We start from the raw sequence: 23,537 nt of genomic DNA on the forward strand, positions 1-23,537 counted from the left end.
GCGCGGCCGACGGAGTCGGCGGGGCGTGTCGAGGCTGCCGGCGCGGGCGGCGAGGCATCCCTACTGTACGGAGCGAGTCTGAGACTGCGCTGATGGCTGCATGCCCCCGACCGGGCGGCGGGACCGACCACGGTTCGGGGCGTGTGCGTCCTGGCCATAGGATAGGGCCTCGTGACTCCCGCCGACCTCGCCGAACTGTTGCGTGCCACCGCTGCGACCGTCCTGACCGAGCGCGGCCTCGACGCCGCGGTGTTGCCGGCCGCCGTGACGGTGGACCGGCCGCGCAATCCCGAGCACGGCGACTACGCGACCAACGTCGCCATGCAGGTCGCCAAGAAGGCCGGTGTCGCACCGCGTGACCTCGCGACCTGGCTCGCCGAGGCGCTCGCCGGGCAATCCGCCGTCGACGAGGTCGACGTGGCCGGGCCCGGCTTCCTCAACATTCGCCTGGCCAAGTCGGCGCAGGGCGCCATCGTCGAGAGGGTGCTGACCGAGGGCGAGGCCTATGGACGATCGGACTCGCTCGCCGGCACGTCGATCAACCTGGAGTTCGTCTCGGCCAACCCCACCGGACCCGTGCACCTGGGCGGGACGCGGTGGGCCGCCGTCGGTGACGCGCTCGGGCGCATCCTCACCTCGCGCGGCGCCGCGGTGACGCGCGAGTACTACTTCAACGATCACGGCGCGCAGATCGATCGGTTCGCCCGCTCGCTCGTCGCAGCGGCGCAGGGCCTCCCGGCTCCCGAGGACGGCTACGCCGGCGAGTACATCGCCGAGATCGCCGCGCACGTGCTCGAGCAGCGGCCGGATGCGCTGGATCTGCCCGAGGACGAGCGTCAGGAAGCGTTCCGGTCGATCGGCGTGGACGCGATGTTCACCAAGATCAAGGCCGACCTGCACGAGTTCGGAACCGATTTCGACGTGTACTTCCACGAGAACTCGCTGTTCGAGTCCGGTGCCGTGGAGCGGGCCGTGGAGACCCTGAAGGCGTCCGGCAACCTCTACGAGAAGGACGGGGCCTGGTGGCTCCGGAGCACCGAGTACGGAGACGACAAGGACCGCGTCGTGGTCAAGAGCGACGGCAACGCGGCCTACATCGCCGGTGACATCGCCTACTTCCAGGACAAGCGCGCCCGCGGCTTCGACCTGTGCATCTACATGCTCGGTGCCGATCACCACGGATACATCGGTCGGCTCAAGGCCGCGGCCGCGGCCTTCGGCGACGATCCCGCGACGGTCGAGGTCCTCATCGGTCAGATGGTGAACCTCGTCCGCGACGGCGTCGCCGTGAAGATGAGCAAACGCGCCGGCACCGTCATCAGCCTCGACGACCTGGTGGAGGCCATCGGCATCGACGCCGCGCGGTACGTGATGGTCCGGAGTTCGGTCGATCAGTCGATCGACATCGATCTCGCCCTGTGGGCGAGCAAGAGCAACGACAACCCCGTCTACTACGTGCAGTACGCGCACGCACGGCTGTGCTCGCTCGCGCGCGGTGCGGCGGAGCTGGGCGTCTCGGCGGATGCGCCGGACTTCTCCCTGCTGGTGCACGAGAACGAGGGTGACCTGATCCGCACTCTCGGCGACTTCCCGCGCGTCGTCGAGAGCGCCGCGAGTCTGCGTGAGCCGCACCGCATCGCTCGCTACCTGGAGGACCTGGCCGGCGCGTACCACCGCTTCTACGGCGCCTGCCGCGTCCTTCCCCGAGGGGACGAGGAAGCAGAGCCGGTCCACACCGCTCGGCTCGCGCTCGGCAACGCCACGAGGCGGGTCCTGGCCAACGGCCTCGACCTGCTGGGCGTCTCCGCTCCGGAGAAGATGTGAGCGCGCATCCTGCCGGCCCGCGGCATGCCGCGTCGCCCGGTCCCGCGATGCCCGATCGTCCGACGGCCGCCGCCGAGGTGACCGATCTCGACCCGACCGTGTTCCCGCGCAACGCCCGTCGGCGAGAGGACGGTGTGGTCACCCTCGCCGGGGTGCCGGTCACCGACCTCGCTCGGGAGTTCGGCACACCGCTATTCGTGATCGACGAGGACGACTTCCGGTCGCGCTGCCGCGAGATGGCGGCCGCCTTCGGGGCGCCGGCCCGAGTTCACTACGCCTCCAAGGCTTTCCTGTGCGGTGAGATCGCGCGCTGGGTCGCCGACGAGGGCCTGTCGCTCGACGTCTGCTCCGGCGGCGAGTTGGCCGTGGCCTTGAACGCGGGCTTCCCGGCGAACCGGATCGCCATGCACGGCAACAACAAGTCCCGCGAGGAGCTGGCCGCCGGTGTGCGCGCCGGCGTCGAGCACGTGGTCCTGGATTCCATGGCGGAGATCGGCCGACTCGACGAGATCGCCGCGGCCGCGAACACGGTGCAGGACGTGTTGATTCGCATCACCGTGGGCGTCGAGGCGCACACGCACGAGTTCATCGCCACCGCGCACGAGGACCAGAAGTTCGGCTTCTCGCTGTCCGACGGCAGTGCGATGCAGGCGGTTCGTCGAGTGTTCGACGCCGCGAACCTCCGTCTGGTGGGCCTGCATTCGCACATCGGGTCGCAGATCTTCGAGGTCGACGGCTTCGAGCTCGCGGCCCACCGGGTCATCGGGCTGCTCGGGCAGATCCGCGCCGAGTTCGGGGTGGAGAAGACCTCGCAGATCGACGTCGTCGATCTCGGCGGCGGCATGGGAATTCGGTACCTGCCGGGGGACAACCCGCCCCCCGTGGACGATCTGGCCGCCAAGCTGACCGAGATCGTGCGGTCGGAGTCGGCGGCGATCGGCATCGAACCGCCGACGCTCGCCGTGGAGCCCGGTCGCGCCATCGCCGGCCCCGGCACCGTGACGCTGTACGAGGTGGGCACGGTCAAGGACGTCACCGTCGAGCCCGGCCGCACGCGCCGCTACATCAGCGTCGACGGCGGTATGAGCGACAACATCCGGACCTCGCTCTACCAGGCGGAGTACGTGGGTCGTCTCGTCTCGCGCGAGTCCGACGGCGATCCGGTCCTGGCTCGCATCGTCGGAAAGCATTGCGAGAGCGGCGACATCGTCATTCGCGATACGTGGCAGCCGAACGACCTGGACGACGGCGACCTGTTCGCGGTGGCCGCGACGGGCGCGTACTGCTATTCGATGTCGTCCCGCTACAACCTCTTGCCCCGACCGGCCGTCGTCGCCGTGCGCGGGGGCGAAGCCCGAACGGTGCTCCGCCGTGAAACGTTCGACGACCTGCTCAGCTTGGAGGTAGACCGGTGACCGCTCAGACCGTCCGCGACGAGGATCGTCCGGCCGCGTTCGTCAGCCCCGTCGACAAGCCGCTCGGCGTCGCGGTGCTCGGGATGGGCAACGTCGGCAGCGAAGTCGTGCGCATCCTGCAGGACCACGCCGCCGATCTGGCCGCGCGGGTCGGGGCGCCGTTGGTGCTGCGCGGGGTCGCGGTGCGCGACCTGTCGAAGGACCGCGGTATCGACGCCGACCTGCTCACCACCGACGTGCACGGTCTCGTCGCGCGGGACGACGTCGATCTGGTGGTCGAGGTGCTCGGCGGTATCGAGCCCGCACGGGAGCTGATCCTGTCGGCGCTGAACGCCGGCAAGTCGGTCGTCACCGCCAACAAGGCCCTGCTGGCCGAGTACACCGGGGAGTTGGCGGCGTCCGCCGAGCGGCACCGTGCGGACCTCTACTTCGAGGCCGCCGTCGCGGGAGCCATTCCCGTGGTGCGTCCGCTCATGCAGTCCCTCGCCGGTGACCGGGTCGATCGCGTGATCGGCATCGTCAACGGCACCACCAACTTCATCCTGTCCGCCATGGACGAGACCGGCGCGGACTACGCGGAGACGCTCGCCGAGGCGGGCCGTCTCGGGTACGCCGAGGCCGACCCGACCGCGGACGTCGAGGGCTACGACGCCGCCGCGAAGGCCGCCATCCTGGCGTCGCTGGCGTTCCACACCCGGGTGACGTCGGCCGACGTGCACCGCGAAGGCATCTCGTCGATCACGGCCGACGATCTGGCCACGGCCAAGGCGTTCGACTGCACCGTCAAGCTGCTCGCCCTCTGCGAGCGGGTGGTGGAGGACGGGACCGAACGCATCTCGGTTCGGGTCTACCCGGCGCTGCTGCCGCTGTCGCATCCCCTCGCCCGCGTGTCCGGCGCGTTCAACGCCGTCGTGGTGGAGGCCGAGGCCGCCGGGCAGCTCATGTTCTACGGCCAGGGCGCCGGTGGCGGCCCCACCGCGTCGGCGGTCATGGGCGACCTGGTGATGGCCGCGCGCAACAAGTTCTTCGGCGGACGCGGCCCGGGCGAGTCGACGTACGCCGAGCTCCCCATCGCGCCGATGGGTGACACCCCCACCCGATACCACGTCAACATGCAGGTCGAGGACCGTGCGGGCGTGCTGTCGGCCGTCGCCGCGGAGTTCGCGAAGAACGGCGTCAGCATCTCCACGGTCCGGCAGGAAGGCGCGTCCGACTGCGCTCGGCTGGTCGTGGTGACCCACCGGGCCAAGGAATCGGCGCTCGCCGCCACCGTCGCGGCCCTGTCCGACCTCGACATCGTCGGCGCCGTGACCAGCGTGCTGCGGCTCGAGGGAACCTCCGAGTGATCGCGTCGTGACCGCCACCCTGATCGAGGGAACGTCGGTACGTGCGGTCGTGCCGGCGTCCAGCGCCAATCTCGGACCGGGGTTCGACACCCTGGGTCTGGCCCTCGGGTTGTACGACGAGATCACCGTCACCGCGGTGCGGTCGGGGCTCGCGGTGCGTGTCGACGGCGAGGGTGCGAGCGAGGTCCCCTGGGGGCCTTCGCATCTGGTGGTCCGCGCCATCGAACGCGGCCTCGAAGCGGCGGGAGTCTGGGCGAACGGCCTGGAGGTCGTGTGCCACAACAGGATTCCGCATTCCCGCGGACTCGGCTCCTCGGCCTCCGCGGCCGTGGGTGGTCTCTCGGCGGCCAACGCTCTCGTCGCGGCGGTCGATCCGTCGCTGATGCTCGCCCCCGACACGCTCGTGCAGTTGGCGTCCGAGTTCGAAGGTCATCCGGACAACGCGTCGGCGAGCGTCCTCGGCGGCGCCGTCGTCTCGTGGAGTCGCGAGGTCGGCCCGCCCGAGGGGCCGCGGCACTTCGCTGCCGTCCGCCTGGACGTCCATCCCGATCTCGGAGCGACCGTGCTGATCCCGGGGGAGAAGTCGTCCACGGCGCACACCCGCGGACTGTTGCCGGACCTCGTGCCCCATCGCGACGCTGCATTCACCGCCAGCCGGTCCGCGTTGGCCGTGGTCGCGCTCACCTCTCGGCCGGACCTGCTGCACCTCGCCACCGAGGACCGTCTTCACCAGCCCTATCGCGCCGAGGCCCTGCCGACCACCACCCGCTGGGTTCGCACGCTCCGGGACCACGGACACGCCGCGACCGTCTCCGGCGCCGGACCTACGGTGCTCGTCCTCGGCACGGAGTCGCTGTCGGCGGACCTGCGCACGCAGGCGGAGGACGACGGCATGACCGTGCTCGAACTGGACATCGCCGACGCCGTGGAATCGTCGCTCGTCGTCGACTGACCGCGCGACAGTGCGACGCGCCGACCGGGGCGTTGTTGCTCGTGTCGTGCGTGTTGGCTATTGTGGGGCTCGTCCGTACATCGTGCGCAGTCGCGCCGACTTCTGGTCTCTCCACGGTCGCACCCCCGCTCCTCGGTCCCTCGGTCCGTCACCTCGGATTCGATCGAGCCGCCGGAGTCCGCCGCGGACGTGACCCTCGTCCGGTAGCCCTCTTCTCGACGCGACGTACGTGGCATCCGCGTTCGGTACGAGTTCCGAACGTCGGACACGAACCCTCGATCTGCGCACCAGGCGCGCGAGGGAAGGAAAGGACCTCCGTGACCGATACGGACATGACCGCTGCTCCGGTCGCCATCGCCGACGACGCCGCCACCGGCGCCCCGGAGCGCCCCGCCCGCGCCCGTGCGGCGCGTCGCGGCGACGGCCTCTCCGGGATGGTGCTCACCGAACTCCGCGGCCTCGCCGCCGAGCTGGGCATCAAGGGGGTGTCCGGGATGCGCAAGGGCGACCTGGTCGCGGCCATCGAGTCGAAGCGCGTCCCCGCGCCGACCGGCGGCTCCGACCGCGCCGAGCGCCCCGCCGCCGAACCTGCCGCTCCCGCAGCGACCTCCACCGAACCCGCCGCGACGTCCTCGGATGTCTCGCCCGTCTCCGACGGGTCCGGGTCGGACGAGAACGCGTCCGACGGCGGTCCGCGCCGCACGCGCAACCGTCGCGGTGCCTCCCGTCGCGCCGGTGCTGCCGAGTCGGCCACCGACGGTGACGCCGCCGCCCCGTCCGCCGATGCCGCGCCCACCGCAGCCGGCCAGGACGGCACCGAGCCGCAGACCGCCGGTCGGGACGGGGCCGAGCAGGCCGCCGGTCGCGATGGCGCCGAGCAGGCCGCCCCGAGCCGGAACGGACAGGCGGACGCCGCCGACGGCGATGCAGGCGACGAGGGTCGCCCCCCGCGCTCCCGCGGTGACCGGTCACGCCGGGATCGCCAGAACCGCAACGAGGGCGGCAACCGTAACGACCGCAACGAGGGCGGCAACCGCAACGACCGCAACGACGGCGGCAACCGCAACGACCGCAACGACGGCGGCAACCGCAGCGACCGCAACGACGGCGGCAACCGCAGCGACCGCAACGACGGCGGCAACCGCAACGACCGCAACGACGGCGGCAACCGGGGCAACGACAACCGGAACAACGGCCCGCGCGACGACTCCTCGGACGACGACAACGACGGTCGGGGACGGCGCGGGCGTCGCTTCCGCGAGCGCCGCCGCGGACGTGACCGTGACGGCTCGTCGAACGACCAGCGCGAACCCGAATTGCGTGACGACGACGTCCTGCAGCCCGTCGCGGGCATTCTCGACGTGCTCGACAACTACGCCTTCGTGCGGACCTCGGGCTACCTGGCCGGGCCCAACGACGTCTACGTGTCGATGAACATGGTGCGCCGCAACGGTCTGCGCCGTGGCGACGCGCTCACCGGCGCCGTCCGGGTGGCGCGGGAGGGCGAGCAGAACAACTCGCGGCAGAAGTTCAACCCGCTGGTCCGCCTGGACACCGTCAACGGTGCTCCGCCGGACGGCAACCGCAAGCGCCCGGAATTCAACAAGCTCACGCCGCTCTACCCGAACCAGCGCCTGCGTCTCGAGACCACGCCGAACATCCTCACCACGCGCGTGATCGACTTGGTGATGCCGATCGGCAAGGGGCAGCGCGCCCTGATCGTGAGCCCGCCGAAGGCCGGTAAGACGTCGGTGCTGCAGTCGATCGCCAACGCGATCGCGACGAACAACCCCGAGTGCTATCTCATGGTCGTCCTGGTGGACGAGCGTCCCGAGGAAGTCACGGACATGCAACGGTCCGTGAAGGGCGAGGTCATCGCGTCGACCTTCGACCGGCCGCCGAGCGATCACACCTCGGTCGCCGAGCTCGCCATCGAGCGCGCGAAGCGACTGGTGGAGGACGGCCGCGACGTCGTCGTGCTGCTGGATTCGATCACCCGTCTGGGCCGGGCCTACAACAACAGCTCGCCCGCGTCGGGCCGCATCCTCTCCGGCGGTGTGGATTCGACGGCCCTGTACCCGCCGAAGCGGTTCCTCGGTGCCGCCCGCAACATCGAGAACGGCGGCTCGCTGACCATCATCGCCACGGCGATGGTCGAGACCGGCTCGACCGGCGACACGGTCATCTTCGAGGAGTTCAAGGGCACGGGCAACGCCGAGCTCAAGCTCGATCGCAAGATCGCGGAGCGTCGGGTGTTCCCGGCGGTGGACGTCAACCCGTCCGGCACCCGCAAGGACGAGCTGCTCATGAGTCCGGACGAGGCCGCGGTGCTGCACAAGCTCCGTCGGGTGCTGTCGGGCCTGGACTCGCACCAGGCCATCGATCTGCTCATCGACCGTCTGAAGAAGAGCAAGAACAACATCGAGTTCCTGATGTCGGTCTCCAAGACGGCACCGGGCGGCATGGACGACTGACGTCGTCCGTGACGGAGCACCCGGGTCGTTCGCACCGGGAACAATCCGGCCGCCGGCCGGGTTGAGACGATTACCAGCGCGGACAGCTGCTCTGGCATACTGATCGGCCGAGTCCGGTTCCGGTTCACGCCCACGACAGTCGAGGGCGACCCGGCGACCACGAAAGGGACACCATGAAGGCAGGAATCCACCCCGACTACACGGCGACCACCGTTGTGTGCGGTTGCGGCCACACGTTCGAGACGCGGAGCACCAACAGCGCCGAGCGCATCAACGTCGAGGTCTGCTCGCAGTGCCACCCGTTCTACACGGGCAAGCAGAAGATCCTCGACACCGGCGGCCGCGTCGCTCGCTTCGAGGCTCGCTACGGCAAGCGCGCGGGCAAGAAGGCCGACGCCGACAGCTAGCTCGTCCACCGACGCCCGTTCCGAGATCTTTCTCGGAACGGGCGTCGGTCGTTTCTGCAGCCTGGTTCGTGCACCACCCCGCGGTCCAGCAGAACCGTGTGTCTCCCGAAAGGGGCCTTCGACGTGTCCACCCCGACACCGCGTGCGACGCCGTCCGCCATCGACGACGTGCTCGCCGAGCACGCCGGGCTCGAACGTGAGCTCTCCGATCCGTCGTTGCACGACGATCCTGCCGCCGCGCGACGGGCCGGCAAGCGGTTCGCGCAGTTGGCGCCGATCATGAGCGTGCACGGCCGATTGGTCGCCGCGCGAGACGATCTCGATGCCGCGCGCGAGCTCGCGGCCGACGATCCGTCGTTCGCCGCCGAGATCCCGGCCCTCGAGGCCACGGTGGAGGAACTCGACGCCACCCTCACCGACCTGCTGGCCCCCCGCGATCCGCACGACGCGGACGACGTCGTCCTCGAGGTGAAGTCGGGGGAGGGCGGCGAGGAGTCCGCCCTGTTCGCCGCCGAGCTGGCCCGGATGTACGTGCGGTACGCCGAGCGCCACGGCTGGCGGGTGGAGATTCTCGACGTCACGGTCTCGGATCTCGGCGGCTACAAGGACGCCACGCTGTCGATCAAGGCCCGGTCGGATTCCGCGGATGGCGTCTGGTCGCGGTTCAAGTTCGAGGGCGGGGTGCATCGCGTTCAGCGCGTGCCCGTCACCGAGTCCCAAGGTCGCGTGCACACCTCCGCCGCGGGCGTGTTGATCTACCCCGAGCCGGACGAGGTCGAGGAGGTCGCCATCGACGAGGGCGATCTGCGTATCGACGTCTACCGGTCGTCCGGCAAGGGCGGGCAGGGCGTCAACACCACCGACTCGGCCGTCCGGATCACGCACCTGCCGACGGGCATCGTCGTCACCTGCCAGAACGAACGTTCCCAGTTGCAGAACAAGGCTCGCGCGATGCAGGTGCTGGCCGCGCGATTGCAGGCGGCGGCCGAGGAGGCGGCGGACAAGGAAGCCGCCGCCGGTCGCGCCAGTCAGGTCCGCACCGTCGACCGGTCGGAGCGCATCCGCACCTACAATTTCCCCGAGAACCGCATCACCGACCACCGCATCGGGTTCAAGGCCCACAACCTCGACGCGGTGCTCGACGGCGACCTGGACGCTCTGCTCGACGCCCTCGGCGCCGCGGACCGCGCCGCCCGCCTGCAGGCGGAGTGACGTGGAACGCGTTCCCCTGCGGCTCGCGATCGTCGAGGCCACCCGCGTTCTCGCCGAGTCCGGCGTGGCGAGTCCCGCGGTCGACGCCGAACTTCTCGCCGCCCACGTGCTGGACACCCCGCGCGGACGCCTCGGGTTGACCCCGCTGGTCGACCCCGCGGTGGCCGAGCGGTTCCGAGCGTTGGTGGCCCGCCGCGCCGAGCGAATTCCGTTGCAGCACATCGTCGGAAGCGCCGCGTTCGGTCCGATCGAGCTGCTGGTCGGCCCCGGGGTGTTCACCCCGCGGCCCGAGACCGAACACCTGCTCGAGTACGCGCTGCGGGTTCTGGAGTCCCGCCCGCGTCCGGTCGTGTTGGACCTGTGCACCGGCAGCGGCGCGCTCGCGCTCGCCGTCGCCGCCGAACGACCCGACGCGGTGGTCCACGCCGTCGAGCGGGACCCCGCGGCGCTCGCCTGGGCGCGTCGCAACGTCGACCGGCGCGCGGAGCTGGGGGACACCCCGGTGCGACTGCACCACGGCGACGTCACCGACCGCGCGCTGCTCCCGTTCCTCGACGGCGCCGTCGATCTCGTCCTCGCCAACCCGCCGTACGTTCCGGAGGACGCCGAGCTCGAACCCGAAGTGCGCGACCACGATCCGCACTCCGCGCTGTTCGGCGGGCCCGACGGACTGGCCGTCATCGAGCCGATGCTCGGGTCGATCGCGCGGTGGGTGCGCGTCGGCGGGCACCTCGCGATCGAGCACGACGACTCCCATGCCGACGGCGTCGTGGCGCTCGTCCGTCGTCGGTCGGTGTTCGGTGACGTCGTCGCCCATCGCGACCTCGCCGGTCGGCCGCGCTACGTCTCCGCGACACGGGTGACCCGCGCGGCCCGGTGACCCCTGCGGTGCAGCGACCTCCGAGTGGCAAGATGGCCGGGTGCCCACCGTCTACGACTGCTCCGACACCGCGTCTCGCGCGGCCGGACTCGACGCCGCACGGCGCGCCCTGTCCTCCGGTCGCCTGGTCGTGATGCCCACCGACACGGTCTACGGAATCGCCGCCGACGCGTTCGACAGTTCTGCCGTCGCGGAACTGCTGCGCGCCAAGGGTCGCGGCCGGGACATGCCGGTTCCCGTGCTGGTGGGCTCCTGGCACACGATCGACGGACTGGTGCTCGGCGTTCCACAGGCGGCTCGGGATCTCATCCGTGCGTTCTGGCCGGGTGCGCTCAGCCTCGTCGTCCATCAGGCGCCGTCGCTGGCGTGGGATCTCGGTGACGCCCGCGGCACGGTCATGCTGCGGATGCCCCTGCATCCGGTCGCCATCGAACTTCTGCGCGAGGTCGGCCCGCTCGCGGTCTCCAGTGCCAACGTCTCCGGGCGGCCGCCGGCCGTCACGGCCGCCGACGCGCAGCTGCAGCTCGGCGATTCCGCTGCGGTCTATCTCGACGGGGGCCCGGCGGAGCACGCGCTGGCGTCCACCATCGTCGACCTCACCGGGGACGCCCCGCGCATCCTGCGTGTCGGCGCGGTGGCGACCTCCGACATCGCCGAGGTGCTCGGTGTCGCTCCGGAGTCGCTGGTCGCCGGAAGCGCCTGACCGGTGACGGCTCTCGATCACGCGGCCCTGCCGGGAACCGTGGGGGTTCTCGCGCAGAGCGGCAGTGGGGGAGCCGGCGTCCCGATTCGCGAGCTGCTCCTCGTCCTGCTGACCGCCGCCGTCGTGACGTTCCTCGTCACCGGAGCGGTCCGGCTGATCGCGCTGCGCGTCGGGGCGGTTGCCGTCCCGCGGGAGCGCGACGTCCACGTGCGACCCACCCCGCGGTGGGGCGGGATCGGGATCTACCTGGGTCTGCTCGTCGCCCTGTCGTTCGCGCAGACGCTGCCCGCGTTGACCCGTGGCTTCGAGTTCACCACCGACGTGCAGGCCGCGCTGGTCTCCGGCTTCATCCTCATGGTCGTCGGCATGGTCGACGACCGGTGGGGTCTCGACGCACTGACCAAGTTCGCCGGTCAGGTGACCGCCGCGGGCGTGCTGGTCCTCATGGGCGTCAGCTGGTACGTGCTGTACCTGCCGTGGGGCGAGGGGTCCACCCTGGTGCTCGATCAACTGCAGGCCGGCCTGGTGACGGTGCTCATCGCGGTCGTGATGATCAACGCGCTGAACTTCGTCGACGGGCTCGACGGATTGGCGGCCGGTGTCGGGGCCATCGCCGCCGTCGCCATCTGTCTCTTCTCGGTGGGCCTGCTGCACGAACAGGGCGGCGACGTGAGTGCGTACCCGCCGGCGATGATCGCGGCCGCGCTGGCGGGCGCGTGCCTGGGGTTCCTGCCGCACAACTTCCAACCGGCTCGCATCTTCATGGGCGATTCGGGCTCGATGGTCATCGGCTTGATGTTGGCCGCGGTCGCCACCAGCGCCTCCGGCCGGATCAGTCCGAGCCTCTACGGGACGCGGGATCTACTCGGTCTGTTGTCGCCTCTGCTGCTGGTCGGCGCCGTCATGTTCATCCCCATACTCGACCTCCTGCTCGCGATCGTGCGCCGCACCCGCGCCGGCCGCAGTCCGTTCAGCCCCGACAAGATGCACCTGCATCATCGGTTGCTCCAGATCGGTCACTCGCACCGCCGCGTCGTCCTGTTGATCTACCTGTGGGTCGGCGTTCTCGCCTTCGGGGCGGTCGGTGCCGCCTTGGTGGACCGGCGAATCGTGATCCTGCTGTTCGCCGGCGGGCTCGTCTTCGCTCTCGTGGTCACCGCGGTTCCGTCCGTGCACGACCCGCGACGGCCGGCCGGGTCGGGCCGGTGGCGACGGTCGGGTCGCGTGTCCCGCGGCCGGTAACCTGCCAGGCGTGACGTTCACGCCCCCGCCCGTGCCCTCCTCGACCGCGCCGCTGCGCTCCGCCGTCCGCTACGGGGTGATCGCGCTGATCGTGCTCGCGGTGGTGTCGGCCGTCGTCGCCTACCTGGTGGCCGGGACGCCGGGCTTGTGGGGTGCGCTGATCGGATCGGCCGTCGGAGGCGTGTTCATCCTCGCGACGGCCGCGTCCGTGCTGTGGTCGGCGAATCTCCCGCCGACGACGGTCGGGGCCGTGCTGCTCGGCGGATGGCTCGCGAAGATGCTGGTGGCCATCGTCGTGCTCGGCATTCTGCGCGGGATGGACTTCTACTCGCGTCCGGCGCTCGGTCTCGTTCTGCTGGCGTCGCTGTTGATCGTCCTGGGCGCGGAGACCGTCGGGGTGCTGCGCCAGCGCGCGCCATACGTCGATACCCCACCCTCGGACGGGAAGTAGTACGACTTTCTGTAGTAGTGTCCGGGTGCGGGGACGAACCCCCGGCGCGGTGTGGTCGGTTGTGTTGATAAAGTTCCCGGCAAGCGTGGGCTTACCCGGCGTAACGGACAATCGTCGCGGCGGGATCGCCTCCGCGGTGATCGACATCACTGCCGACGTGTCGCGGCCCACACCTCGTGTGAGAATGTGGACCGGCATGCCGCAGGATCGCTCGACCGAACCGCCCGACCGCCCCTTTGTCCGATCGAACCGCGTGGGTACCACGCACGCGGCCGACCACGGGAGAGACCGCTGAGCGTCACCAACTTGGCCGCGGAGTTCCATCCGCCGTCACTGTCCGACTTTTTCCCACCGGCCATCCTGTTCGAGGGCACACCGTTCGAGCTCGACCGTCTGATGCTCGTGCGCATCGTCATGACGGTCGTCCTGCTCGCGTTCTTCTTCCTCGCCATGCGCAGCCCCAAGATCGTGCCGCGCGGCATCCAGAACGTCGGTGAGATGGCGTTGGGCTTCGTGAAGGACCAGATCGCGGACGAGGTGCTGGGCAAGGAGCAGGGACGCCGCTTCCTCCCGGTGCTCGCCACCATCTTCTTCGCGGTCCTGTTCCTGAACTTCTCGGGCATCATCCCGTTCATCAACATCTCGTCGAACGCGCGCATCGGCATGCCGATCGTGCTGGCGGCCATCGCCTACATCGTCTTCAACTACGTGGGCATCAAGAAGTACGGCTTCTTCAAGTACGTGAAGAGCAGCATCGTGGTGCCGGGTGTGCCGCTGCCGCTCCACTTCCTGCTGATCCCGATCGAGTTCGTCTCGACCTTCATCCTGCGCCCGTTCACGCTGACCGTGCGTCTCATGGCCAACATGCTGGCCGGTCACATCATGCTCGTGCTGTTCTTCAGCGCCACGCAGTTCTTCTTCTTCGAGGCCGCAGCCGGCATGAAGGTGTTCGGCATCTTCTCCCTGGCCGCCGGCTTCGGCTTCACCCTGTTCGAGATGCTGGTCATCTTCCTGCAGGCCTACGTGTTCGCGCTGCTCACCGCGGTCTACATCGACCTCGCGCTGCACGCCGACTCGCACTGACCCACCCCGGCTCGACGAGCCACCGGTAACAAACCTGACCCGCTGCCGTCCGGTCGTGGGCAACAGAAAGGGAACGAAACATCATGAGCCTCACCTACCTGGCGCAGGAAGCTCAGGAAATCACCGGCGGCGGCTACGGCGCCATCGGCTACGGCCTCGCGGCCATCGGCCCCGGCATCGGCGTGGGCATCGTGGTCGGTAAGGCCATCGAGGGCATCGCCCGTCAGCCCGAGCTGGCCGGCCAGATCCGGACCAACATGTTCCTCGGTATCGCGTTCACCGAGGCGCTCGCGCTGATCGGCCTCGTCGCCGGCTTCATTTTCTGATCGCCATGTCGACATTCGCAGTCCTCGCAGCGGAAGGGGGAGAGGACGTCAATCCTCTTCTCCCCGCGACGTACGACATCGTCTGGTCTGCGGTCTGCATCGCCGTCATCGGGTTCTTCTTCTGGAAGTTCGTGCTTCCGCGGTTCCAGACGGTGCTCTCCGAGCGGTCCGAGAAGATCGAAGGCGGGATCAAGCGCGCCGAAGAGGCACAGGCCGAGGCGAAGCAGGCGCTCGAGCAGTACCGCGCCCAGCTGGCCGACGCTCGCCAGGAGGCCGCCAAGATCCGCGAAGACGCCCGCACCCAGGGTCAGCAGATCCTCGCGGAGATGAAGACCAGTGCGCAGGCGGAGAGCGATCGCATCGTGGCCTCGGGTCACCAGCAGCTCGCCGCGCAGCGTCAGCAGATCGTCACCGAACTGCGCTCGGAACTCGGCCGCACCGCCGTCGAGCTCGCCGAGAAGGTCATCGGTGAGCAGCTGTCCGACGACGTCAAGCGCGCCGGAACGATCGATCGGTTCCTCGACGAACTCGATTCTGTCGGCGCAAAGTCCACCAGCGGGAAGTGAACACCATGTACGCAGCGAGTCGTGAGGCTCTCGCCGAGGCCCGCACCGCACTGACCGGCGCGCTCGACGCCGCATCGGACTCCACGTCCGCCGCGGCCGGTGCCGGCTCCGACCTGTTCGCGGTCGTCCGGGTGCTCGACGCCCAGCGTCCGCTCCGGTCGGCCCTGGCCGACGCGTCCGCGTCCGCCGACTCCCGTCGTCAGCTCGCCGAGCGGCTGTTCGACGGCAAGGTCGGGTCGGAAGCGGTGGAGACGGTGAAGGCCGCGGTCGCGCAGAACTGGTCCTCGGCGCGTGACCTCACCGACTCGCTCGTACTGCTGGGCCGCGAAGCGCTGCTGCGCGCCGCGGAGGACCAGGACCAACTGGGCACCGTCGAGGACGAGCTGTTCCGGCTCGGTCGCATCATCGCGGGCGACTCCGCTCTCGAGCAGGCGCTCTCGGACCGGACCAAGCCGGCGGAGGCGTCCGGTCAGCTGCTGAAGACGCTGCTGTACGGCAAGGTCACGGCCATCACCGAGGCTCTCGCCATCCAGGCCGTCGGACGACTGACCGAGGCTCCGGCCGAGGTGTTCGGCGAGCTCTCCGCGCTGGCGGCGACCCGGCGGAACAAGGAAGTCGCGTACGTCCGCAGCAGTACCGAGTTGAGCACCGATCAGGTCGACCGCCTCACGTCTACGCTGGAAGGTATCTACGGCAAGTCCGTGACCGTTCACGTGGAAGTCGATCGCGACCTGCTGAGCGGTCTCGTCGTTCGCGTCGGTGACGAGGTGATCGACGGCAGTGGTGCGGGGCGTCTCGCGCAGCTGCGCAAGTCGCTCAAGTGACCGGTTCACCCACCCGACCGGCAGGCACGACCAGAGTTTGTCCCCACCCACGTTTCGGTGACTCGGCCCAGAGCGGCCGGCGCACCGAGGCCACAGACAGTGAGAGCAGGAAAACATGGCGGAGTTGACGATCTCCTCCGACGAGATCCGTAGCGCAATCGAGAGCTACACCGCGAACTACGCACCGGAGTCCTCTCGTGAAGAGGTCGGTCTGGTGTCGGACACGTCCGACGGCATCGCCCACGTGACCGGGCTCCCGTCCGCGATGGCGAACGAGCTGCTCGAGTTCCCCGGCGGCGTCCTGGGCGTCGCGCTGAACCTCGACGATCGCGAGATCGGCGCCGTCATCCTCGGTGACTACGAGAACATCGAGGAAGGCCAGGAGGTCAAGCGCACCGGAGAGGTCCTGTCCGTTCCGGTCGGCGACAACTTCCTCGGCCGCGTCATCGACCCGCTGGGCAAGGCCATCGACGGCCTCGGCGACATCGAGTCCGACGAGCAGCGTGTCCTCGAGCTCCAGGCAGCCACGGTGCTCGAGCGCCAGCCCGTCGAGGAGCCCCTCGCCACCGGCATCACCGCCATCGACGCTCTCACCGCCATCGGTCGCGGTCAGCGCCAGCTGGTGATCGGCGACCGCAAGACCGGCAAGACCGCCGTCTGCGTCGACGCGATCATCAACCAGAAGAAGAACTGGGAGACCGGCGATCCCGACAAGCAGGTGCGCTGCATCTACGTCGCGATCGGTCAGAAGGGCTCCACCATCGCCGGTGTGAAGTCCGCGCTGGACGAGCACGGCGCCATGGAGTACACCACCATCGTCGCGGCTCCCGCGTCGGACTCCGCCGGCTTCAAGTGGCTCGCCCCCTACACCGGCTCGGCCCTCGGCCAGCACTGGATGTACCAGGGCAAGCACGTCCTCATCGTGTTCGACGACCTCACCAAGCAGGCCGAGGCCTACCGCACCATCTCGCTGCTGCTGCGTCGTCCGCCGGGCCGCGAGGCGTACCCGGGTGACGTCTTCTACCTGCACTCTCGTCTGCTCGAGCGGTGCGCGAAGCTGTCCGACGAGCTCGGCGGCGGTTCGATGACGGGCCTGCCCCTCATCGAGACCAAGGCCAACGACATCTCGGCGTTCATCCCGACCAACGTCATCTCCATCACCGACGGTCAGGTGTTCCTCGAGTCGGACCTCTTCAACAAGGGTGTCCGTCCCGCCATCAACGTCGGTACCTCGGTGTCCCGCGTGGGTGGTGCCGCGCAGACCAAGGGCCTGAAGAAGGTCGCCGGCTCGCTGCGTCTGGAGATGGCGCAGTTCCGCGAGCTCGAGGCGTTCTCCGCCTTCGCCTCCGACCTCGACGCCGCGTCGAAGGCGCAGCTCGAGCGCGGTGCCCGCTGGGTGGAGCTGCTCAAGCAGGACCAGTACACCCCGGTCTCCGTCGAGGACCAGATCGTCTCGATCTACCTCGTCGACGCCGGCTACTACGACAGCGTCCCGGTCGACGACGTCCGTCGCTTCAACCGTGAGCTGCTCGAGGACCTGCACCGCAACGCCTCGGACGCGTTCGAGTCCATTGCCGGTGGCGGGGTCCTGAAGGACGGCGCCGCCGAGTCGATCAAGAAGGCGACCGACGACTTCAAGCAGGGCTTCCTCACCTCCTCGGGCGAGCGCATCGTCAACGAGGCCGAGGCCGAGGCGCTCGACAAGGACGAGGTCGACCAGGAGAAGGTCACCGTCACGCGCAAGACCGTCGGCAAGTGATGATCGGTCCGCGACGAGCAGGGAGTGAGGTGAACCGTGCCCAGCATTCGTGAGCTCCGCTCCCGGATCAGGTCGACGAACTCGATCAAGAAGATCACCAAGGCGCAGGAACTGATCGCGACCTCGCGCATCACCAAGGCGCAGGCCCGGGTCGAGGCGTCCAAGCCGTACGCCACCGAGATCACCAAGGTGCTCTCGGCGTTGGCGAGCGCGTCCGGCTCGCTCGATCACCCGCTGCTCACCGAGCGCCCCGAGCCCAAGCGGGCCGCGGTGCTGGTGGTCACCAGTGACTCGGGTCAGTGCGGCGGCTACAACTCGAACATCTTGCGCGAGGCCGAGGAACTGCAGCAGCTGCTGAAGTCCGAGGGCAAGGAACCGGTCATCTACGTCCTCGGACGCAAGGGCCTGACGTACTACACGTTCCGGGATCGGGACGTGAAGGGCGCCTGGACCGGGTTCTCGCAGCAGCCGACGTACGCCGACGCCGCCAAGGCGGCCAAGCACCTCGTCGAGTTGTTCATGGCCGGGTCCGGCAACGAGATCGAGGCCCCCAACGGTGAGGGCACCGTCGAGGGTGTCGACGAGCTGCACATCGTCTTCACCACGTTCGTCTCGATGCTCTCGCTCAAGCCGACCGTGCGACGGATGGCCCCGTTGGAGGTGGATTACGACGACGAGGAGATCGAGCTCGGCGCCGACATGCTCACCGACTCCAAGCCGTCGACCGAGGTCACCGCGCAGTACGACTTCGAGCCGGAGGCGGACACGCTGTTGTCCGCGCTGCTGCCCAAGTACGTCAGCACCCGCATCTACGCCGCACTGCTCGACGCGGCAGCCTCCGAGTCGGCCGCCCGTCGTACCGCGATGAAGGCCGCCACGGACAACGCCAACGATCTGGTCAACGCCCTGTCCCGCCAGGCCAACCAGGCGCGTCAGGCCCAGATCACCCAGGAAATCAGCGAGATCGTCGGCGGCGTCGACGCGCTTGCAGCGAGCTCAGGAAGAGACTGAACATGACCGCAGCAGTAACCGATAACACGGGTACCGGCGCCGCGAAGTCCGAGAACGGGCGCGTCGTGCGCGTCATCGGTCCCGTCGTCGACATCGAGTTCCCCCGTGGCTCCATCCCCGAGCTGTTCAACGCTCTGCACGCGGAGATCGAGCTGTCGGCCGTCGCCAAGACGCTGACGCTCGAGGTCGCCCAGCACCTCGGTGACAACCTGGTGCGCACCATCTCCATGCAGCCGACCGACGGCCTGGTCCGCGGCACCCCGGTGAGCGACACCGGCAAGCCGATCTCCGTGCCGGTGGGCGACGTGGTCAAGGGCCACGTGTTCAACGCACTCGGCGACTGCCTCGACTCGCCCGGCCTCGGCCGCGACGGCGAGCAGTGGGGCATCCACCGCAAGCCCCCGGCCTTCGATCAGCTCGAGGGCAAGACCGAGATTCTCGAGACCGGCATCAAGGTCATCGACCTGCTGACCCCGTACGTGAAGGGCGGCAAGATCGGCCTGTTCGGTGGCGCCGGCGTGGGCAAGACCGTGCTCATCCAGGAGATGATCACCCGTATCGCCCGTGAGTTCTCCGGTACGTCCGTGTTCGCCGGCGTCGGCGAGCGCACCCGTGAGGGCACCGACCTCCACCTCGAGATGGAGGAGATGGGCGTTCTGCAGGACACCGCCCTGGTGTTCGGTCAGATGGACGAGCCGCCGGGCACGCGTATGCGCGTCGCCCTCTCGGCCCTCACCATGGCCGAGTACTTCCGCGACGTGCAGAACCAGGACGTGTTGCTCTTCATCGACAACATCTTCCGGTTCACGCAGGCCGGCTCGGAGGTCTCGACGCTCCTCGGCCGTATGCCGTCCGCGGTGGGCTACCAGCCCACGCTGGCCGACGAGATGGGTGAGCTCCAGGAGCGCATCACCTCGACCCGTGGCCGCTCGATCACCTCGCTGCAGGCGATCTACGTGCCCGCCGACGACTACACGGACCCGGCACCGGCCACCACGTTCGCGCACCTCGATGCCACCACCGAGCTCTCGCGTCCGATTTCGCAGAAGGGCATCTACCCGGCTGTGGATCCGCTGACGTCGACCTCGCGCATCCTGGAGGCGTCGATCGTCGGTGACGAGCACTTCCGCGTCGCCAACGAGGTCAAGCGCATCCTGCAGAAGTACAAGGAGCTGCAGGACATCATCGCCATCCTGGGTATGGACGAGCTCTCCGAGGAGGACAAGGTCACGGTGTCCCGTGCCCGTCGTCTGGAGAAGTTCCTCGGCCAGAACTTCATCGTTGCCGAGAAGTTCACCGGCGAAGAGGGTTCCGTCGTGCCCCTGTCCGACACCATCGAGGCGTTCGACAAGGTCACCAAGGGCGAGTACGACCACCTGCCCGAGCAGGCGTTCAACAGCTGCGGTGGACTCGACGACGTCGAGGCCGCAGCCAAGAAGATCGCCGGGAAGTAGTCCGCCATGGCAGAGATGGACGTCGAACTCGTCGCGGTCGAGGAGCGCCTGTGGTCGGGTACGGCCACGCTCGTCAGCGCTCAGACCACCGAGGGTGAGATCGGCATCATGGCCGGCCACGAGCCGGTTCTCGGTCAGTTGATCGAGGGCGGCACCGTGGCCATCACGACGACCGACGGTGAGCGTCGTGTCGCGGCCGTCCACGGCGGATTCCTCTCCGTGACGGGCAAGACGGTGACCATCCTCGCCGAGTCCGCGGAGTTCGCCGAGGACATCGACGTGGAGGCAGCCAAGTCGCTGCTGGCCGAGGGCTCCGAGGACGAGGAGGCGCTCGCGATCGCACGCGGGCGCGTCCGCGCCGTCGAGCGGGCCTAGACCGCACGGAAGCCGCGGCGGGCCCGGTGATGATGACGATCTGGATGACAGTTCTTGTCGTTCTGGTGGTCGTTCTCGCCGGGCTCGCCGCGGCTTTTCTGTATCGCCTGATCACGCTGCGCCGAGGCGGGACGGCCGTCATTCTGCGGTCGCTGCCCGCTGCGCCGGGCGCCGGATGGCGCCACGGCATCTTCCGCTACGGCGAGAACGTGCTCGTGTTCTACAAACTGTCCAGCCTGCGCCCCGGTCCCGACCGGCGCATGGTGCGGCAGACGCTCGATCTCGGCGAGCGTCGTCGACCCGAGAAGTCGGAGTTCGACATCATGACCGAGGACATCGCGATCGTGGAGCTCTACGACGCCGACCGGCGCTACGAGGTGGCGTTCGACCGAGGCGCGTTCACGGCCTTCACCTCGTGGGTCGAATCACGACCGTCGGGCCGATCCCGGCGTCCCCGTCCCGGCGCGGGGGGCGCGCGGTGACCTGCCGGGTGATCGCTCAGGGCTGATCGTCGCCGCCCGGTCGCCACAGGACGTCGCCGTCGGGGTTGGTGATGCGCCCGAGGACGAACAACAGGTCCGACAACCGGTTCAGATAGAGCGCGGGCAACCTGTTGGTGACGTCCGGAAATGCGTCCACGGCAGCCCAGGCGGCCCGCTCGGCCCGTCGGGCCACGGTGCGGGCGTGGTGCAGGAGAGCGGACCCCGCGGTCCCGCCCGGCAGCACGAACGATCGCAGCGGTGCGAGCGTGGCGTTGTACTCGTCGCACCATGCCTCGAGCCGGTCGACATAGGCCTGCGTCACTCGCAGCGGCGGATGCTTCGGATTGTCCTCGACCGGCGTCGCCAGGTCCGCGCCGACGTCGAAGAGATCGTTCTGGATGCGACCGAGCACGGGCCTCAGGTGCTCGGGCGGCGACCCGAGGGCGAGCACCAGCCCCAGAGCGGCGTTGAGTTCGTCGCAGTCCGCGTAGGCCACGACGCGCGGGTCGTTCTTGCTCACCCGCTCGAAGTTGCTGAGCCCGGTGGTGCCGTCGTCACCCGTCCGGGTGTAGATCGAGGTCAGATGAACCGCCATTTCTCGACCCTACTGTGGTGCCTCTAGTCTTGGCGGTCGTGAGCGAACGTTTTCTGGTGACCGGCGGTAGTCGCCTTTCCGGTGATGTCTCCGTCGGTGGCGCGAAGAACAGCGTGCTGAAGTTGATGGCCGCTGCGTTGCTCGCCGAGGGAACGACCACCATCGCGAATTGCCCCGACATTCTCGACGTCCCGCTCATGGCCGACGTGCTGCGGGGACTCGGGTGCGAGGTGGAGCTGGTCGAGGACACGGTCCGCATCACCACGCCGGCCGAGCCGAAGTACCACGCCGATTTCGCGGCCGTCCGTCAGTTCCGCGCGTCGGTGTGTGTGCTCGGGCCCCTCGTAGCGCGGTGTCGGCGTGCGGTGGTGGCGCTGCCCGGCGGCGACGCCATCGGCTCGCGACCGCTCGACATGCACCAGTCCGGTCTGCGTCTGCTCGGTGCGCACAGCGAGATCGAACACGGCTGCGTCGTCGCCACGGCCGAGAAGCTGCGCGGTGCCACGATCCGGCTGGCCTTCCCGTCGGTCGGCGCCACCGAGAACATCCTCATGGCGGCTGTTCTGGCGGAGGGCGAGACGGTCATCGACAACGCCGCTCGCGAACCCGACATCGCGGACCTGTGCGCGATGCTCAACAAGATGGGCGCGAAGGTGTCGGGCGCGGGGTCCTCGACGCTGACCATCCGCGGTGTCGAGCGCCTGCACCCCACCGACCATCGGGTCATCGGTGACCGTATCGTCGCCGCCACCTGGGGTATCGCGGCGTCCATGACACGCGGCGACGTGACCGTGCGTGGGGTGAATCCCAAGCACCTGTCGTTGGTGCTCACCAAGCTCGGCGCGGCCGGTGCCGAGGTGGACCTGCTGCCGGACGGCTTCCGGGTGACGCAGGCGGAACGACCGACCGCCGTGAACTTCGCGACGTTGCCGTTCCCCGGCTTCCCGACGGATCTGCAGCCCATGGCCATCGGGCTCGCCTCCGTCGCCAACGGGACCTCCATGATCACCGAGAACGTCTTCGAGGCCCGGTTCCGGTTCGTGGAGGAAATGATCAGGCTGGGGGCCGACGCGCGCACCGATGGTCACCACGCCGTGGTCCGCGGGGTGCCCCGGTTGTCGAGTGCCCCGGTGTGGTCCTCGGACATTCGCGCCGGCGCCGGTCTGGTGCTCGCGGGGTTGGTCGCCGACGGCACCACGGAGGTGCACGACGTCTACCACATCGACCGCGGGTATCCGCGATTCGTCGAACAGCTGCAGGCCCTCGGCGGAGACATCGAGCGCGTGCAGTAGCTCTCGCGCTGCGCGTCAGGTGCCGACACGACGGAGTTCGTCCGCCAGGATGTCGAGTGCGGTACGCAACTCCGCGTCGGTGAGTCGGCCGTAGCCGATCACGAGGCCGCCCGGGTCGGGGTTCGATCGCGCAGACCGTGCGACCGTCGGGACCTCGACACCGCGGGTCGCTGCGGCACGGGCGACGGCGTCGGCCCGCTCGGACGAAAGGATCAGCGTGGTGTGCATGCCCGCGCCCGAGCCGCGCAGTTCTCCGAACTCGGACAGTGAATGTCGTACTGCCGCATCACGATCCCGATAGCGACGACGGGCCGCGCGCACCAGGCGGTCCCACTCGCCGTCGTCGAGCAACGACGCCGTCGCCGTGCAGAGGGGTGTCGACGGGAAGTCGCCGACGGCCGACCGGTGGCACAGAACCGGCTCGACCAGATGTGCGGGTAGCACCATCCAGCCGAGCCGGACACCCGCGCCGAGAGTCTTCGCGATGGTGCCGAGAAGAACGACTCGGTCGGCGTCGAGCTGTGCCAGGGCAGGCAGGGGCGCGACGTCGTACCGGTACTCGGAGTCGTAGTCGTCCTCGATCACGACGGTGTCGGTGTCACGGGCGTAGGCGACGAGGGCGGCGCGGCGTCCGACGTCCAGCATCCCGCCGGTCGGGTACTGGTGGGACGGCGTCACGTAGACGGCGCGGGTGGAGTCGGGAGCGGCACGCAGTGCGTCGACCACCACGCCGCCCTGGTCCACAGGAATGTCGTGGACCTCCCATCCGACGGCCAGCGCCGCCGACACGGCCACGCGATAGCCCGGATCCTCGACGGCCAGAACAGGTTTCGGGTCGGGTCCGGACCGACGCAACGCTGCCAG

The 23,537-nt window shown here is 69.2% G+C and carries 23 protein-coding genes (1 of these 23 cut by a window edge); 21 read left to right on the forward strand and 2 right to left on the reverse strand.

Annotation, left to right across the window (positions count from 1 at the left end; genetic code table 11):
* Positions 1-171 precede the first annotated feature (171 nt).
* The 20 genes from argS (at position 172) to A3Q40_RS04020 (ending at position 20,786) form a co-directional block, all read left to right on the forward strand.
* On the forward strand, positions 172-1,824 hold the full coding sequence (argS, locus tag A3Q40_RS03925; protein WP_068099875.1) for an arginine--tRNA ligase: 1,653 nt from the start codon (positions 172-174) through the stop codon (positions 1,822-1,824).
* Positions 1,821-3,239, forward strand: a complete 1,419-nt coding sequence (lysA, locus tag A3Q40_RS03930) for a diaminopimelate decarboxylase (protein WP_068099876.1) — start codon at positions 1,821-1,823, stop codon at positions 3,237-3,239. Before argS ends, lysA begins: the two co-directional genes overlap by 4 nt.
* Positions 3,240-3,322: 83 nt before the next feature.
* Entirely contained in the window at positions 3,323-4,585 is a 1,263-nt protein-coding gene (locus A3Q40_RS03935; protein ID WP_068105153.1) for a homoserine dehydrogenase, read from the forward strand.
* A gap of 7 nt (positions 4,586-4,592) precedes the next feature.
* Positions 4,593-5,537, forward strand: coding sequence for a homoserine kinase (gene thrB / locus A3Q40_RS03940; RefSeq protein ID WP_068099877.1), 945 nt, complete (start codon positions 4,593-4,595; stop codon positions 5,535-5,537).
* A 332-nt stretch (positions 5,538-5,869) separates the two neighbouring features.
* Positions 5,870-8,011, forward strand: coding sequence for a transcription termination factor Rho (rho, locus tag A3Q40_RS03945; protein WP_157889491.1), 2,142 nt, complete (start codon positions 5,870-5,872; stop codon positions 8,009-8,011).
* Positions 8,012-8,184: 173 nt separating this feature from the next.
* Positions 8,185-8,418 (forward strand): 50S ribosomal protein L31, encoded by a 234-nt coding sequence (gene rpmE / locus A3Q40_RS03950; RefSeq protein ID WP_027507227.1) that lies wholly within the window; start codon positions 8,185-8,187, stop codon positions 8,416-8,418.
* A gap of 123 nt (positions 8,419-8,541) precedes the next feature.
* Positions 8,542-9,630: a peptide chain release factor 1 gene (gene prfA / locus A3Q40_RS03955; protein WP_068099879.1), complete on the forward strand. Its 1,089-nt coding sequence runs from the start codon at positions 8,542-8,544 to the stop codon at positions 9,628-9,630.
* 1 nt (position 9,631) lies between these two features.
* On the forward strand, positions 9,632-10,510 hold the full coding sequence (prmC, locus tag A3Q40_RS03960; RefSeq protein ID WP_068099880.1) for a peptide chain release factor N(5)-glutamine methyltransferase: 879 nt from the start codon (positions 9,632-9,634) through the stop codon (positions 10,508-10,510).
* Between the two features lie 40 nt (positions 10,511-10,550).
* On the forward strand, positions 10,551-11,213 hold the full coding sequence (locus A3Q40_RS03965) for an L-threonylcarbamoyladenylate synthase (RefSeq protein WP_068099881.1): 663 nt from the start codon (positions 10,551-10,553) through the stop codon (positions 11,211-11,213).
* A gap of 3 nt (positions 11,214-11,216) precedes the next feature.
* Positions 11,217-12,455, forward strand: coding sequence for an MraY family glycosyltransferase (locus tag A3Q40_RS03970; protein WP_068099882.1), 1,239 nt, complete (start codon positions 11,217-11,219; stop codon positions 12,453-12,455).
* A gap of 10 nt (positions 12,456-12,465) precedes the next feature.
* Complete coding sequence (locus A3Q40_RS03975; protein ID WP_068099883.1) at positions 12,466-12,906, forward strand: hypothetical protein; 441 nt, start codon at positions 12,466-12,468, stop codon at positions 12,904-12,906.
* 357 nt (positions 12,907-13,263) lie between these two features.
* Positions 13,264-13,989: a F0F1 ATP synthase subunit A gene (gene atpB, locus A3Q40_RS03980; RefSeq protein ID WP_068105154.1), complete on the forward strand. Its 726-nt coding sequence runs from the start codon at positions 13,264-13,266 to the stop codon at positions 13,987-13,989.
* An 83-nt stretch (positions 13,990-14,072) separates the two neighbouring features.
* A complete protein-coding gene (locus A3Q40_RS03985) occupies positions 14,073-14,315 on the forward strand; it encodes an ATP synthase F0 subunit C (protein ID WP_068099884.1) in 243 nt (80 codons plus the stop codon).
* 5 nt (positions 14,316-14,320) lie between these two features.
* Entirely contained in the window at positions 14,321-14,881 is a 561-nt protein-coding gene (locus A3Q40_RS03990) for a F0F1 ATP synthase subunit B (RefSeq protein WP_068099885.1), read from the forward strand.
* Between the two features lie 5 nt (positions 14,882-14,886).
* On the forward strand, positions 14,887-15,705 hold the full coding sequence (locus A3Q40_RS03995) for a F0F1 ATP synthase subunit delta (RefSeq protein ID WP_068105157.1): 819 nt from the start codon (positions 14,887-14,889) through the stop codon (positions 15,703-15,705).
* A 115-nt stretch (positions 15,706-15,820) separates the two neighbouring features.
* Positions 15,821-17,464: a F0F1 ATP synthase subunit alpha gene (gene atpA, locus A3Q40_RS04000; protein ID WP_068099886.1), complete on the forward strand. Its 1,644-nt coding sequence runs from the start codon at positions 15,821-15,823 to the stop codon at positions 17,462-17,464.
* Between the two features lie 36 nt (positions 17,465-17,500).
* Positions 17,501-18,475, forward strand: a complete 975-nt coding sequence (locus tag A3Q40_RS04005) for a F0F1 ATP synthase subunit gamma (RefSeq protein WP_068099887.1) — start codon at positions 17,501-17,503, stop codon at positions 18,473-18,475.
* A gap of 2 nt (positions 18,476-18,477) precedes the next feature.
* Positions 18,478-19,929 carry a F0F1 ATP synthase subunit beta gene (gene atpD, locus A3Q40_RS04010; RefSeq protein WP_068099888.1) on the forward strand — a complete coding sequence of 484 codons (1,452 nt, stop codon included), beginning with the start codon at positions 18,478-18,480 and terminating at the stop codon, positions 19,927-19,929.
* A gap of 6 nt (positions 19,930-19,935) precedes the next feature.
* Positions 19,936-20,304, forward strand: a complete 369-nt coding sequence (locus A3Q40_RS04015; protein ID WP_068099889.1) for a F0F1 ATP synthase subunit epsilon — start codon at positions 19,936-19,938, stop codon at positions 20,302-20,304.
* A 44-nt stretch (positions 20,305-20,348) separates the two neighbouring features.
* Positions 20,349-20,786, forward strand: coding sequence for a DUF2550 domain-containing protein (locus A3Q40_RS04020; RefSeq protein WP_235606437.1), 438 nt, complete (start codon positions 20,349-20,351; stop codon positions 20,784-20,786).
* Positions 20,787-20,802: 16 nt separating this feature from the next.
* On the opposite strand, the gene A3Q40_RS04025 is transcribed toward A3Q40_RS04020, so the two are convergent.
* Complete coding sequence (locus tag A3Q40_RS04025; RefSeq protein WP_068099890.1) at positions 20,803-21,381, reverse strand: cob(I)yrinic acid a,c-diamide adenosyltransferase; 579 nt, start codon at positions 21,379-21,381, stop codon at positions 20,803-20,805.
* A gap of 38 nt (positions 21,382-21,419) precedes the next feature.
* Between A3Q40_RS04025 and murA the strand changes: the two genes are divergently transcribed.
* Positions 21,420-22,673, forward strand: coding sequence for a UDP-N-acetylglucosamine 1-carboxyvinyltransferase (gene murA, locus A3Q40_RS04030; protein WP_068099891.1), 1,254 nt, complete (start codon positions 21,420-21,422; stop codon positions 22,671-22,673).
* Between the two features lie 15 nt (positions 22,674-22,688).
* Here murA and pdxR read toward each other — a convergent pair whose 3' ends face one another.
* Positions 22,689-23,537: the 3' portion of a MocR-like pyridoxine biosynthesis transcription factor PdxR gene (pdxR, locus tag A3Q40_RS04035; RefSeq protein ID WP_068099892.1), read on the reverse strand. It continues 552 nt past the right edge of the window; the window shows 849 of its 1,401 coding nt (coding positions 553-1,401); its start codon lies beyond the right edge, outside the window; it ends in the stop codon at positions 22,689-22,691.

Source organism: Rhodococcus sp. PBTS 1 (genome assembly GCF_001620025.1).
Taxonomy (GTDB): domain Bacteria; phylum Actinomycetota; class Actinomycetes; order Mycobacteriales; family Mycobacteriaceae; genus Rhodococcoides; species Rhodococcoides kroppenstedtii.